The sequence below is a fragment of the Pelomonas nitida genome (assembly GCF_043555975.1).
Taxonomy (GTDB): domain Bacteria; phylum Pseudomonadota; class Gammaproteobacteria; order Burkholderiales; family Burkholderiaceae_C; genus Pelomonas; species Pelomonas nitida.
On record NZ_JBIGIA010000025.1, the window covers coordinates 1 to 12917 of the forward strand.

The window sequence follows — 12917 nt, forward strand, 5'->3', positions numbered from 1 at the left end:
ACGGCCTCCTGCTTGAACTCCATCGTGTAGCGCGCCCTCGGCGCCGCCTTCGGCTTCGTCATTCCCACTCTCCTTGCTTGCATTGAATCACTCAGCAAGGGAGACGGTTTTCGGGGGCAAGGTCACTCGTGCAGGAAGCACTGCACGACCCAGGCGGCGGTGTTGGAGCCCGGCGCGCGGTGCGAGCCGGTGGGCATCTTCAGCGGCAGCAGCGTCTGCGACGCCCGGTAGTTGGCCAGGTGCAGCGCCGGGAACTCGTTGGGCTGCCAGTTGGCCGCGGTGACGGCCGCGCCGCCTTCGCTGTTGAAGTGCACCAGGTGCGAGTTCCACGCCGCGAGCCGGCCCTGGCCATCGAGCGCGCCCTGGAAGGCCATGAAGCCGCCCGGGCGCAGGAAGTCGTGCTCCATGTCGTCTTCGCGCGTCCACATCAGCTTGACCGGGATGCCGCCAGCCTGGCGCGAGATGAACGCCGCCTCGACCATGTAGTCGTTGACCAGGCGCCGCCCGAAGCCGCCGCCGATGCGCTGCTGGTGCACCTCCACCTTCTCCACCGGCAGCGCCAACAGCCGGGCGACGAGGGCGCGGCCGGCGGTGGGCGTCTGTGACGGTGCCCACAAGGTCAAGCTGTCGCCTGCCCTGTCGCGCCGATACCAGGCGGTGCAATTGATCGGCTCCAGCTGGCCGTGGGCGACGAAGCCGTAGGTGTACTGCGCCTGGACGCGACGCCCCGCGGCCAGCGCCTCGTCGACGCCGCCACCGGACTGGACGATCTGCTCGCCGACCGGCTTGCGCATCCGCTGCGTTGCCTGCTCGGTGCAATGCGTCCAGCTGTCCTTGGATGCCGCCGCGTCGTCCCAGACGACGACGAGCTCGCGCCGCGCGGCGAGCGCGGACCAGGTGTTCTTCGCGATGATCACCACGCCCGCCAGCGTCTCGGTCGGCTTCCCGGTGCCTTCAGCGACGAAGGCCTGCTCGACGCCGGGCAGGCGCCGGACCTCGTCGAGATTGGCCGACTTGACCTTGCCGTAGACCATCGGGCACTTCTGGAACACGGCCACGCGCATGTCGGGCAGTTGCACGTCGATGCCGTAGAGCGGCTGGCCCGTGACGATCGCGCGGCCGTCGACATTGCGGTGCCGCCGGCCGAGCAGCTTGAAGTTCTTCCGATCCTTGAGCGTCAGCTGCTCCACCTGCGGCACCGGCAAGGCTGCCGCTGCGGTCGCCAGCTCGCCATAGCGCAGCGTGCGTCCGCTGGCGGCGTGGCGCACCGTGCTCTCGGAGGTGGTCAGCTCGGCCATCGGCACGCTCCAGCGCTGTGCGGCCGCGGCCAGCAGCATCGCGCGCGCGCCGGCACCGGCCTGGCGCAGCGTCATCCAGGCCTGGGCCACGGACAGCGAGCCGCCGGAAAACTGCGCGCCGTACACCAAGTCGACCGGCGCTTGCTCCACCACCACGTCGGGCCAGCGCGCGTCGAGCTCCTCGGCAAGGATCAGCCCGAACGCGGTCTTGATGTTCTGGCCAATCTCCGGGTTCTTCGAGTACAGCGTGATGCGGCCGTCGGGCGCGATGCGCACGTAGGCGCCCGGGCTGAAGGGCTGCGCCGGGCGCGGCAGCGCCTGGGCGCTGGCAGGGGACGGCGTACCCGCGCCGACGGCGAGCAGAAGCCCACCCCCGATGCCGGCGGCATAGCTCATGAAGCCGCGACGCGACAGGCCCGGCGCCGCTTGGGCCTGGACCTGAGGCTCATCGTCCATGCGCGCCCAGACACGCTCGACACCCTCCACCAGATGGCGCAGATCGGCCATCTCCAGCGTGTCCAGGCTCATGACTGGCTCCCTGTGTTGGCGCTCAGCCGCTCGGCGGCAGACCGTATCGCGGCGCGTATGCGCGTGTAGGTGCCGCAGCGGCACAGGTGGCGCGACATGAAGTCGTCGATCTCGCGCTCGCTCGGTCGCGGCGTCTGTGCCAGCAGTGCGGTGGCGCTCATGATCTGCCCGGCCTGGCAGTAGCCGCACTGCGCCACGTCGTGTTCGAGCCAGGCTTGCTGCACGGCGGTCAGCACCTCGCCACGCGCCAGGCCTTCGATGGTTCGGATGGCCTGGCCCTGCGCCGCGCCGGCCGGCATCTGGCAGGACGGCACGGCCGCGCCGTTGATGTGGACGGTGCAGGCACTGCACTGACCGATGCCGCATCCGAACTTGGTGCCGACCAGCTTCAACTCATCGCGCAGCACCCACAGCAGCGGGCTGTCCGGGTCGGCATCGACCTCACGCAGGCTGCCGTTCACATCGAGGCGAAGGGTCATGGCGTGCTCCTCCCGGTTGGCGTCTGACCCTGAGCTGCCGGTGGCGCAGACGCTGCGGCGGCAGCGAGTGGCGCCACGCCGTACTGCGCGTCGGCGACCGGCTCCGCCCAATCCACGGCGCGGCCATCCAGCGCCTCGGTGAGCGCGATGTGGGTCATCGCGCTGTCCGGCGCCGCACCATGCCAGTGGCGCGTGTGGGGCGGGATGCGCACGACGTCGCCTGCGCGGATCTCCATCACCGGCCCGCCCTCGCGCTGCACGCGGCCCACGCCTGCGGTCACGATCAGCGTCTGGCCCAACGGGTGGGTATGCCAGGCGGTACGCGCGCCCGGCGAAAAGCTGACGCTGCCGGCCGACGCACGTTCGTGTGCGCTGGGGCTGAACAGCATCTCAACCGTGACATTGCCGGTGAAGTTCGCGGCCGGTGCCGTGGCCACGCTGCGCGTGCCAGCGCGGCTGACGGTCAGCTCGGCCGCGCCGGCCTCCGCGGCGCTGGCGGACAGCGCGGCGCCCGCCAGCGTGGCAGAGGCGATGAGGTGTTTCATGGTCATCTCCTTTCGGTGAGCAGCAATCCGGCAGGCGCGAGCTGGCGCAGGTCGTCGCGCACGTTCTCGGGCTCGCAGTGCAAGGGCATGTTGGTGCTGTCGTAAACGCCGTCCAGCGCGGCCGGCAGGTCGACGTCCAGCCCGTCGAACAAGGACTCCAGCCGCTGCGGCGCCGGCCCGCGCTCGGCAATGAGCTCGAAGGTCTTGCCCCTGGCGGCCTCGCTGCTCAGGCTGGCGACCAGCACCTCGGCGATCTGGCGGCGCGCCACGACACCGTCGCTGGGGTCACCCGCCTGGCGGCGGTCGCCCTGCAGCAGACGCAGAGCCAGCTGATCGGGCGCGTTGTAGTCAAACCAGCCCGGGCGCACGATGGTGTAGGCCAGGCCGCTGGCGCGCAGCAGGCGCTCGCTGCGGCGCTTCCAGTCGTGTGCGCCTGTGCGGCGGTTGTATTCGCCCAGAAGGTTGGTCACACCGATGGCGGTCATCAGCGCCACCCGGACGGCGCGGCCATCCAGTGCGCGCAACACGTTGCGCACGGCACCGTAATCCACCCGCTCGGCATCCACGCGCCGTCCGGTCGACGAACCATGCGTGAACACGACGGCGTCGATGCCGCTCACGGCGCCCGCCAGCGTGGCCTCGTCCGTCGGGTCGCCCACCACTCGTTGGGCTTTGGCAGGCAGGAAGGCGGCGCGCGTCACATTGCGCACGAGCGCACGCACGCGGTGCCCCCGGGCCAACGCCTCGGCAACCACGAGGCGCCCGACGCTGCCGGTGGCACCCACGACCAGCACAGTCAACGCCTGCACGTCGGCGCTGTTCCGGGAACTCATGTCGAAAACTCCTTGTTTCTGGAAGATGGCGCGCGCCAGAACGCCATGGCTGCCGAGGCCGTTGCAAACAGGCCCATCAGCAGCACCAACACCAGCGGGCCGCGCGAGCGCAGCGCGGCCAGCGCGACCGAGGACACGATGCCGCTGCCGTACTGCAGCGCACCGATCAGCGCGGCAGCCGAGCCGGCCGTGCGCGGTGCCGCGTCCAGCGCCGCTGCCGTGGAGGTGGCCGCGGCAATGCCGTTGGTGGCGAAGAACACGAACACTGGCAGCGCAAACGCCCACAGCGCATCCGGGTGCCACGCCACCAGCGTGACGCCAGCCGCCATGGCGAGCGCCGCGACGCCGGTCGCCGCGCGAAGCAGCACGTCGAGGCTGAATCGGTTCACGAGCCGGCGATTGACGGCGCTGAGCGCCATCACGCCAACGATGTTGATGCCGAACAGCCAGCCGTAGTGCTGCGGATCGACATGGAAATGGCTGAGGTAGACGAAGGGTGAGCCGACGATGAAGACGTACGCACCCATGTAGAAGAAAGTGATGCTCAGCGTGTAGCCCATGAAAGCCCGGTTGCGAAGCAGGCTCAGGTAGTCGGCCGGCGCGACCGTCCAGGGCGTGGTCGCACGCCGCGCGGTGGGCAGGGTTTCGGGCAGCGCACGCAGGGCCAGCAGCATCAGCACACCAATGGCCGCCAGCAGCCAGAACACCGCATGCCAGTTGCTGATGCGCACCACCTGCCCGCCCAGCAAGGGACCGACGATGGGCGCAATGGCCATGACGACGGTCAGCGTGGAAAGCGTCTGTGCCGCCTGCGTGCGCGCGAACAGGTCTCGCACCATCGCGCGGGCCAGCATGGGCCCGGTGCAAGCGCCGAAGGCCTGCACGACCCGCCAGGCAACCATCTGAGGCAGCGTCTGCGCCAACGCGCAGCCGACGGAACCGACGATGAACAGCAGCACGCCCATCACCAGCGGACGTCGTCGCCCGATGCGATCGCTGACGGGCCCCCACACCAGCTGCGCCACTGCGAAACCGACCAGGAAGCCGGCAATGGTCAGCTCCACATCACCGCCCAGGTCATGTTGCATCTGCGGCATGGCAGGCAGATAGATGTCCGTCGACAACGACGTGAATGCCATCAGCGCGGCCAGCAGTGCCATGAAGACCCAGCCGGCGGCCGCGGGCGGTGCAGTGGGTGTGGCGGTGGTGGCTGGACGGGGCATGGCCGTCAATGTAGGCAGACCGCCGTCAAGCCACTAGCCCGACAGCCCTTGCACCACAATCAACCAAAACTTGCCAATAGAAAGCCGGGAACACCGATGCCCATCAATGAACTGCGTTCGATCTCGACTTTTGCCAAAGCGGTGGAGCTGGGCAGCATCCGCCGTGCCGCGCAGAGCCTGGGCGTGACACCGCAGGCCGCCAGCCAGACCATCGCCCAGCTGGAGGATCACCTGGGTGTACGGCTGCTGCACCGCACGACGCGCAGCCTGGCACTGACCGACGAAGGCCAGCGCCTGCTGGAAGCCACTCGGCCGGCGTTGGCCGAACTGCAGCGAGCGCTGGATCAGGCGCGCCAGTCGCAGGACGAGATCGCCGGCCCGCTGCGCATCGTCGGGCCGCGCAGTACCTTTGCCGGCATCCTGATGCCGGTGCTGGAAGAGTTCTGCCGCATGTATCCCGACGTGCAGCCCGATGTGCAACTGGACGATGGGATCAGCAATTGGGTCATGGACCGGGTGGATGTGGGCTTTCGCATAGGCGCGTCGGCGGACGAAGGCGTCATCGCACGACGTCTGTTCCCCGTGCAATTGCTGATCTGCGCGTCTCCGGAGTACCTGCAACAGCATGGCGTGCCTGCATCGCTGGAAGACCTGTCCAACCACCGCTGCAGCGCCTTCCGCCACCCGGCCACCGGCCAGGTGCTGGCCTGGTACCTCAACATCGACGGTGAGATCGTGCACCGGCATGTCGTGCCGGCACTGTCGACCAATGACACCGAACTGGAGGTGCTGGCCGTGCTCGCCGGCCAGGCCGTCGGCCAGATCGCCAACCTGTCCGCCGCCGCCTACATTCGCGCCGGGAGACTGGTGCCGGTGCTGACCCAGCACATCAGCGAGCACATCGGCGTGCACCTCTACTACGGCAACCGCACCGCCCAACCCAAGCGCGTCCGTGCCTTCATCGACCTCGCCATTCAGCGCCTGCTGGACACCCCGGCCTTTGTGCTGAGCGCCAGCGAGATCAGACAGGCAGCAGCCGTGAAGGGCCGAGCGCGACAGCGCTGAATTCACGGGGCGGCTTGGCTGCATCACGAATCACTGCCGCCAGCCGTTCGCCACGGCTGAGGTCAGCCATCAGCCGCTGCGGCCTGTCAGATGCGATGGGCAGCCCACACCTCGACAACCGCACTCCGGGCAGGTACTCGATGCCTTCCCGGAGCTGCCCATTCACAGCCGCTGGGCCAGTTCGGCTTCAGCAAGGTCCGCCACAAAGGCCTGCCGAAGAACGCGACGCGAGCGCTCGTGGCCTCGGGCTTGCCGAACATCGGCAGCACGCGCAAGCGCCCGTTGGCATGAGCGCGTCCGCAAGTGGGCGAGCGACCCGGCGGCCGCCTCAAAACGGCCGAGAAACTCGGCATGGGCGCGGCGACACGGCGTCAATTCGAGCAGGCAAGACGTCGGCGCGACGCACGCTCGAACGCAACAGCGTGTTCAGCGCGGCCTCAATTCCACGCCTTCCTACGACCCTTCCGAGAAGCGCCGCCGCTGCCACACCGCGCCGATGAGCAGCCCACCGAGCAGCAACTGCGCCCAAGCAGATGGCTCCGGCACTGCGGCGACGGCGAAGTTGAGCGTGTCGCGGCCACCGACGATGCGGTAGCCCACCGTCACGCTGGCGCCCCCCTCGCCCACAGGCGCCGTCAGCGCCGTGACCTCGGAAAAAGGCGTCGTCGATTGAAACGGATGGTCGGCGTCAATTTGCATGACCAACGCATGGCCTGGTGCCAGGTCGATGGACAGCCCACTGAGCTGCGTGAAGGTGAGCAAGGCCGTGAAGCCCAGCCCCGTCGCACTGTTCGTCGGAGTCATCGCGCTGAAAATGCCGGTGGCCAGAACTGTCGGGGTAACGCCGGCTTCCAAGGCCACCTTCGCGGCACCGGTCACGGCATCAAACCCAAAGCTGGCATCACCCAGCGCGGAATAGATCGTGGCCGTGCTGAGCCCGGTCGTGTTGACATCAAAGCTCGCATACAACGAATGGCCGGACGGCGGCACAGCGCTCCCCGCGACCACGTAGGCGCTCAGATCGAGGTAGCCTCTTTCGACGAAATTGCCCATGGTGTCGGTGAAGTGGATCACCGACCACTCCGAGCCCGTGAAGCCTGTGGCCAGCACGGGCGGCACGCCTGCCACGCCGGCATCGACGGCCACCGTCGTCACGGCCAACGCCGCGCCGGGACTGCCGGCTACGGCGGTGATGATCGAGCCCACCACAGCCCAATGCCGTGCCCGTCGCAGCCACTGATCGACCGCCTGGACCGCCCCGTGGCCCAGCAACCGCTGAGTCAGCCATCGCGAGGTTTCATCGCATCGCATCATCACCACTCCCTGATACGTTATGCAGCCTCTGTTCAAGAGACCGGAGTCAAATAAAAGACATCACTTCAATGACTCCGAATGAGCCTAGCACCATGACCACGCGGCATGGACTCCCCGCTTCAGGTGGGCCCCCGTATGTCGGGGGACGCAGCGGCCGGACGCTCCGGGCTACACGTCCCCTGGGGCCAGCATCGAGGCCGATAGGCAGCCCGCATCACGCCCGCACCGACCGACGCGCCATGCATTCGCCTGTTCGTGTCCCGCCGCCGTCACCGCCGCCGCCGTTTCCATGCGGTCGGGGCGCTAGTCCAGCGAATCAGTGAAATCGGTGGTGCGTGAGCCCCTGGCCAGCCGCAATCAAGGCGCAAGCGCGCAGGCGTGTAGGCACCCGGCAAGCGCTGCGCCTTGCCGCCAGCCCGGCCAGCCCCCTGCGCACCACCGATTTCACTGATTCGCTGGACTAGCAAGCAACACTTGACCACCGCACTGCCGTGGCAACGGATGCCATTGCACCAAAGGCGACGGCCAGCGCGCCTCTTGCCGGTGGCCTTGCCGTGACCTCCGGGTCACCGCCGAGCGACCTGCGGCCCTGCACCCGTTCGGCCAGCACCGCGCCTCATCGCACCGCAGCACTCGGCGGCGCAACATGCCTTGCGTCAGCCAGGTCGTCGCGCGGCCCTGCAGCCCCGCATCGCTCGGCAAGCCTGCCGTCAATCTGAAGCCTGCACCGCGCCTTGGCCGCGTGCCGCTAAGGCCCGTATTGATAGAGGTCGGCTGTCTGCGTCATCGGGCTGTGCGGATACAGCTGGCCACCCAACTGAGCGACCACGGCCGATGCCGCGTTCACGCCCGTCTGCAAGGCACCTTCAATCCAGCCACCGCACCAGCCCACGCTGTCGCCGGCCAGGTAGATGCCATTGGGACTGCTCAGGAACTGGTAGTACAGCGCCTGATTGAGCGGGTCCTGGCCGGGGTAGTTGAGCTTGAATGCACCGTAGAACTGTCGCTGGTCCTGCCAGTCGACCAGCGTCGCCGAGCCGGGCACGATCTGCGAGCGCAGCACTTCGACGAATGCCGGGACGGCTGGCGCCAGCGAATTCAGCAGCAGGCGCAGCCGCTCGTCGGCGCCCTTGATCGCAATCGTCTTCGTGGAGTCGTCGCCCCAGGTGTAGCTGACCAGTACAACCCCGTATTTCGACTGCGCCCCGTAGTCCAGGCAATACAACCCTCGCACCAGGCCGTCGGTCTGGATGTTGGCCGGCAAGGTCGCAGGCTGGCCATTCGCAGGGATCCAGAACTTCGACTTTGTCAGCACGAACAGCTTGGACGAGTTCATCAGGTGCAGCTCACGGATGGCCGTACCCTGTGCTGCGCTCAACTGAGGCGTCACGCGTGGCGGCGGTTCAGTGAGCCCCATATCGACCTGCATCGCACGCGTCGTGGTCGCGATGATGACCGCGTCAAACGAGTAGGCAGGCCCGGGGCCAGCCTCCACGCCCACGAGAACCTTCCGCGAGGCGGGGTCCGCATAGACGATGTTCACCTTGGACTCGTAGCGAATCGACCCGCCCACCGCCGCCAGGAATCCGTCGGTCAGTGCGCTCAAGCCGCCTGGATAGAACTGCTGGTCGGTTTCGAGCCCGTTGACGATCAGCCGCATGATCTCGGCGAAATTGACCTGGTACAGCGGCCCGAAGCCGCCCGAGCCCACGCCCAAGGCGCCGAACAAGGCGAATTCCTGGGGCCCCCAGGGCGCCGTCAGTCCGTACTGCGCATAGTTCTCGACGAAGGCCTGCACCAGCCCCTGGAAAAACGAGATGGTGCTGTAGCCCTGCTCGGGCCCGGGAGGCTGCGCGCTGTAGACCAGCCGCTGCCAGGCTTGCCGCGCGTCGGCGAAGGTGGCCGGGTCGGCCAGGTCTTGCTGAATGCCGCCCACCGATCCGGCCAGACTCTCCCACGCTTGATGCACGGTGCTGAATGCCGCTGGAGGCGGCTCGCCCGCCGGCCAATCCAGGGTCTGGTTCTGGAAGACGATCTGAGTGAACACCTTGCCGGGATCGGGGAACTGCCCGCCTGGCTTGACGCCGAACAGCGTCGCAAAGTACCGGAACAGTTGCTCAGACGGCGGCACTCGCATCGCGCCCAGTTCGAAGAGGGCCGGGTCGTCCTTCACCGGCTTCATCGAGTAGACGCGGCCACCCGCGCGCTTGCTGGCCTCGAACACCGTGACCTGCGCACCCTGGGCTGCGAGAAGGTAGGCCGCGCTCAGACCGGCGATGCCGGCGCCGACGATGCCGACACTGGACCCCGCCAGGCTACTGGCGCCGAGCCGCCCCTGGTGGGCCGCCAGATAACCGGCGTGGTCGTAGAGCACGTCGACATAGGTCAGCGGCGGAACGTAGTTCGCGCCTGTCGCGGCCTGACCCGCGCTGGCAATGAATGGCATCGTCGTCCTCCTGGGCTACGCGTGTGCCGGGCGACGAGCCGCCCGGCCATCGGACAAGGCGAGTAACGAGCTTTACCGTCGCTCTGAGCGCTCACGCGCCGACGACGGCAGCCGCGGCTTGGCCACCTGGGTCTCGACGGCTGGCGCCGCAGCCGCCATCGGGGGTTGACAGGTCGGCGTGAGGCAATTGGCAGTCAGGAAGCCCCAGACGAAATCCGTCTGCAGGACGTTCAAGGTCGGCGGCTGGCCGCTTCGGTGGAACCAGTCCGGGATCGGCAGCCCCTGCGCGCCTGGCAGGTAGCCGGAATCCGTCAACCCGTTCACAAACACACCCAGGGCGGGCGGGAGCGTCCCCTTGGCTGAAGAGCCGGCGCGCGCATGGCAGGTCATGCACGACGAGGTGGTCACGAAGCCGCCTTCCGTCACCGAATTTCCCAGGTTGGTGGGACGCCCCATCGAATCGTTGAAATTCACCTGCGACCCCTTGAGACGGTAGGACAGCCACGCACGATCGGTGAATCGCGGCACGAGCGTCCCGTTGTCCCTGGCACCAATGCTCAGCGCGCGGAACACATCCGCAAGCCCAGGGCTGGTCACGCCGCCGTCGTACTTCTTGCCCGGATCAAACACCCAGGACGGCAGCGGCAAGTTGTCGCACATCAGGTGCGGGCTCGTGTAGTTGGTGGCCTGCCCCTTCTGCACCGTGTCGGGCGAGCGGTAACCGTAGGAGTCATTGCACCCGGTGTAGTCACAGCGCCCCGGGTTGTGCACATGCTCGAAGGTGGTCCACACCCAGTTCGGAATGTCCTTGGAGGAGAAATGCGCTGCGACCAACCAATGCTCACCCGGCTCGAGGATGGTGCCGTTGTTGTCCGTCACGGCCGACGTGATGTTCATCTTGATGTACGGGTACTCCGGATCGTCCTTCAGCCCCATTTGCAGGGCACGCTCCTTGGACAGCCAGTCGCTCTTGATCATCACCGCGTTGGCCGGGAAGTCGATCTCGGTGATGGCGCCCGTCTCGTTCGCGATGCGATAAGGCGCGCCGCTGGTCCGCCCCTTCGCGATGTTGTCTGCATTGCGGCGAAACACCTCGATCACACCCTCCTGGTGATAGAGGTTGTTGCGGAACACGTAGTCGAACATGGGCTTGTTCCGGAACACGATCTCCGCCATGGACTGGCGAATCTTGCGCCCCGGTGTTTCGTCGACAAGCCTGGCCCGCAGCAACGGATCTGCCGCGAAGCTCACCGTGTGCGCCTTCGAAGGCACTGAGCCGATCCGCTCCGGCATGCCTGACGGGAACTGCGCCAGATGATCCCCCGGGAAGAACGGGCAGAACTTCGCCGGGTTGCGCGGGTCGTTGTAGCCGGGGTTGTTCTTCGCATCGGGGTCGCAGCAATTGGCACCGCTGCGCCCCGGCGCGCACATCGGCAACGGTGGTTGACATTTGGGATCCCCATCGGGGCAACTCTCGCCTGGCCAGGTTTGCTGATCGGCCGACCATTTCTTCCAGAACTCGTCTTTCACCGCCTCGGCGAACAGCTTCCACGAGAACATGTCGGGACAGCTCATGGCCGGGTTGGAAGTCGGCTGCTGCACCACGACCCGGCCGTCCACCACTTTCATCGAGCACTGGGCCGCATCCTGCGGCTTGCTGAGGAAGTAGGACACGTAGCGGATGTTGTTGCCCGCCGTGTTGGGCGGCTTTCCGCAGACCGCTTCGCCGGCAACGGCTTGCGCCGCGACCAGGAACGACAGAGCCCAGGTGGCCGCCGCAGTGCGGCGATCGACGCGCTTGAACATACAAGACCTCCGACAGGAACGACGTGCTGTTCGACCCGTGGCGCAATGCCCCTGCGCCCCGCCCCCCGCCAGGCCAAGGCGCGAACGTCTGCACATCGGCTGCCTTGCTAGGCACGGCCCGACGCGCGCGACAACTGAGACTTAAAAGCTGCTGAACTCGTGGTGGGGAGCGAGCGACTTCATCACCGGCCCCAGCCCAACACAGAAAGTGCCTGCGGGATACGTGCAAACGAAAGGGACAACCGCCAAGGCACGCACCCAGACGATGCGCCCTTGCGTAACGTGTTAGCCAGTATGGCGCTGTGAGCCGTCCACGTCCGGGCCCGCATCCTCTCTTTTGTGGATGCGCTCCAAGTACCTGCAGCCGGCTGCGCAAGGCGCACCCACCACGCCGGGCAGGCCCTGGCGATCGCTGCCTCTGCTGGCTTTGCGCCACCCCCACCGCACGTCCCGCCATCGGACCGTGGACGCCACACACGACCGCCTGGCGGCAACACCTGGCGCCGACGGAACAGTGCGTGCAGAAACGGCAACAGCGTCCCGAGAATTAATGATGACTCCGCGCGCCCCGCTCGGTGGAATTGGCGATCCACCAAAAGGGGACAACATGGCCACGACGAAGACGCTTGCCACCGCCATCCCTGCCGCCAAGCTGACGGCGGCGATCAACAAGGCGGTCGGCATTTCAGCCAAGAAACTGCAGCTGGAAGTTCAACCCGAGAACATCGTGCACAAGTGGGACCTCGTGGGCCGCGTCCTGGCCGATGCCAGTCTGGCGCACGAATTCGCCACCGATGTCACCAAGCAGTTGAAGGCACAGGGGATCAAAGCCGACGCCGCCACCTTCATCGTGAACAAGCAGATCATTGCCGGCTTCATCGAGCGCGGTCGCATCGGCGAACTTCGCGAGCTCTGACTCCCGATGGAAGAGAAATCGCAGGCCTGGACCTGCCCCAGCGCACAGCCGGACATGTTGGACGCCAAGGTGTTTGGCGTCCTTGAAGGAAGCGCCGACGAGCCGCGCATCGCCTACTTGAGGGCGGATGCGACGGTGGGCGCCGACGTGATGGCGGCACTGCCGGTGGACCCCGTCGCCGTGTTCCGCTTTTCGGCCCGCTGCGAGACATCCAGATGCGCGCAATTCGACGGTCACACTTGCGGCCTGGGCAGGCGCATCGTCGAGGGCCTGGCGCCGGTGGTCGACGCGCTGCCGCCATGCCAGATCCGCGCCACCTGCCGCTGGTATGCGGAGAACCTTGGCGCGGCATGTTTGCGTTGCCCTCAAGTCGTGACCCTGGTGCCGCGTGACGGCAGCCGGCTCAGCCGCGTTGCGCAGATCAAGGCCCCGTCGGACACGTAAACCGCGCACCAGGCCCGCCG

Annotated in this window: 11 protein-coding genes; 3 read left to right on the forward strand and 8 right to left on the reverse strand. The window is 67.3% G+C overall.

Annotated elements, in window-relative coordinates; genetic code table 11:
* Positions 1–122: 122 nt before the first annotated feature.
* From ACG00X_RS22280 to ACG00X_RS22300, 5 genes are read right to left on the reverse strand one after another with little or no spacing between them, the layout of a single operon-like run.
* A complete protein-coding gene (locus tag ACG00X_RS22280) occupies positions 123–1826 on the reverse strand; it encodes a xanthine dehydrogenase family protein molybdopterin-binding subunit (RefSeq protein WP_394491702.1) in 1704 nt (567 codons plus the stop codon).
* The gene (locus ACG00X_RS22285; RefSeq protein ID WP_394491704.1) at positions 1823–2305 is read right to left on the reverse strand and encodes a (2Fe-2S)-binding protein; all 483 of its coding nucleotides are present in this window, start codon (positions 2303–2305) and stop codon (positions 1823–1825) included. Before ACG00X_RS22285 ends, ACG00X_RS22280 begins: the two co-directional genes overlap by 4 nt.
* Positions 2302–2850 (reverse strand): (R)-mandelonitrile lyase, encoded by a 549-nt coding sequence (locus tag ACG00X_RS22290; protein WP_394491706.1) that lies wholly within the window; start codon positions 2848–2850, stop codon positions 2302–2304. Before ACG00X_RS22290 ends, ACG00X_RS22285 begins: the two co-directional genes overlap by 4 nt.
* 2 nt (positions 2851–2852) lie before the next feature.
* Positions 2853–3683, reverse strand: a complete 831-nt coding sequence (locus tag ACG00X_RS22295) for an SDR family oxidoreductase (RefSeq protein WP_394491708.1) — start codon at positions 3681–3683, stop codon at positions 2853–2855.
* Entirely contained in the window at positions 3680–4906 is a 1227-nt protein-coding gene (locus tag ACG00X_RS22300; RefSeq protein ID WP_394491710.1) for a multidrug effflux MFS transporter, read from the reverse strand. Before ACG00X_RS22300 ends, ACG00X_RS22295 begins: the two co-directional genes overlap by 4 nt.
* Before the next feature lie 96 nt (positions 4907–5002).
* On the opposite strand from ACG00X_RS22300, the gene ACG00X_RS22305 reads away from it, so the two are divergent.
* The gene (locus tag ACG00X_RS22305; protein ID WP_394491713.1) at positions 5003–5971 is read left to right on the forward strand and encodes a LysR family transcriptional regulator; all 969 of its coding nucleotides are present in this window, start codon (positions 5003–5005) and stop codon (positions 5969–5971) included.
* Positions 5972–6424: 453 nt separating this feature from the next.
* Here the strand turns inward: ACG00X_RS22305 and ACG00X_RS22310 are convergent, their stop codons facing one another.
* From ACG00X_RS22310 to ACG00X_RS22320, 3 genes are all read right to left on the reverse strand, one after another.
* Positions 6425–7285 carry a PEP-CTERM sorting domain-containing protein gene (locus ACG00X_RS22310; protein WP_394491715.1) on the reverse strand — a complete coding sequence of 287 codons (861 nt, stop codon included), beginning with the start codon at positions 7283–7285 and terminating at the stop codon, positions 6425–6427.
* A 748-nt stretch (positions 7286–8033) separates the two neighbouring features.
* Positions 8034–9731, reverse strand: a complete 1698-nt coding sequence (locus ACG00X_RS22315) for a flavin monoamine oxidase family protein (protein WP_394491717.1) — start codon at positions 9729–9731, stop codon at positions 8034–8036.
* Between the two features lie 72 nt (positions 9732–9803).
* On the reverse strand, positions 9804–11537 hold the full coding sequence (locus ACG00X_RS22320; RefSeq protein WP_394491719.1) for a hypothetical protein: 1734 nt from the start codon (positions 11535–11537) through the stop codon (positions 9804–9806).
* 553 nt (positions 11538–12090) lie between these two features.
* Here ACG00X_RS22320 and ACG00X_RS22325 point away from each other — a divergent pair.
* Both ACG00X_RS22325 and ACG00X_RS22330 read left to right on the forward strand, forming a co-directional pair.
* The gene (locus ACG00X_RS22325; protein ID WP_394491721.1) at positions 12091–12453 is read left to right on the forward strand and encodes a hypothetical protein; all 363 of its coding nucleotides are present in this window, start codon (positions 12091–12093) and stop codon (positions 12451–12453) included.
* 57 nt (positions 12454–12510) lie between these two features.
* The gene (locus tag ACG00X_RS22330; RefSeq protein WP_394491723.1) at positions 12511–12897 is read left to right on the forward strand and encodes a hypothetical protein; all 387 of its coding nucleotides are present in this window, start codon (positions 12511–12513) and stop codon (positions 12895–12897) included.
* Positions 12898–12917: the final 20 nt, after the last annotated feature.

Excerpts from the sequence above, each read along its gene's own strand:
- ACG00X_RS22280 (WP_394491702.1), bottom strand. The coding sequence starts at position 1,826 with ATGAGCCTGGACACGCTGGAGATGGCCGATCTGCGCCATCTGGTGGAG.
- ACG00X_RS22285 (WP_394491704.1), bottom strand. The coding sequence starts at position 2,305 with ATGACCCTTCGCCTCGATGTGAACGGCAGCCTGCGTGAGGTCGATGCC.
- ACG00X_RS22290 (WP_394491706.1), bottom strand. The coding sequence starts at position 2,850 with ATGAAACACCTCATCGCCTCTGCCACGCTGGCGGGCGCCGCGCTGTCC.
- ACG00X_RS22295 (WP_394491708.1), bottom strand. The coding sequence starts at position 3,683 with ATGAGTTCCCGGAACAGCGCCGACGTGCAGGCGTTGACTGTGCTGGTC.
- ACG00X_RS22300 (WP_394491710.1), bottom strand. The coding sequence starts at position 4,906 with ATGCCCCGTCCAGCCACCACCGCCACACCCACTGCACCGCCCGCGGCC.
- ACG00X_RS22305 (WP_394491713.1), top strand. The coding sequence starts at position 5,003 with ATGCCCATCAATGAACTGCGTTCGATCTCGACTTTTGCCAAAGCGGTG.
- ACG00X_RS22310 (WP_394491715.1), bottom strand. The coding sequence starts at position 7,285 with ATGATGCGATGCGATGAAACCTCGCGATGGCTGACTCAGCGGTTGCTG.
- ACG00X_RS22315 (WP_394491717.1), bottom strand. The coding sequence starts at position 9,731 with ATGCCATTCATTGCCAGCGCGGGTCAGGCCGCGACAGGCGCGAACTAC.
- ACG00X_RS22320 (WP_394491719.1), bottom strand. The coding sequence starts at position 11,537 with ATGTTCAAGCGCGTCGATCGCCGCACTGCGGCGGCCACCTGGGCTCTG.
- ACG00X_RS22325 (WP_394491721.1), top strand. The coding sequence starts at position 12,091 with ATGACTCCGCGCGCCCCGCTCGGTGGAATTGGCGATCCACCAAAAGGG.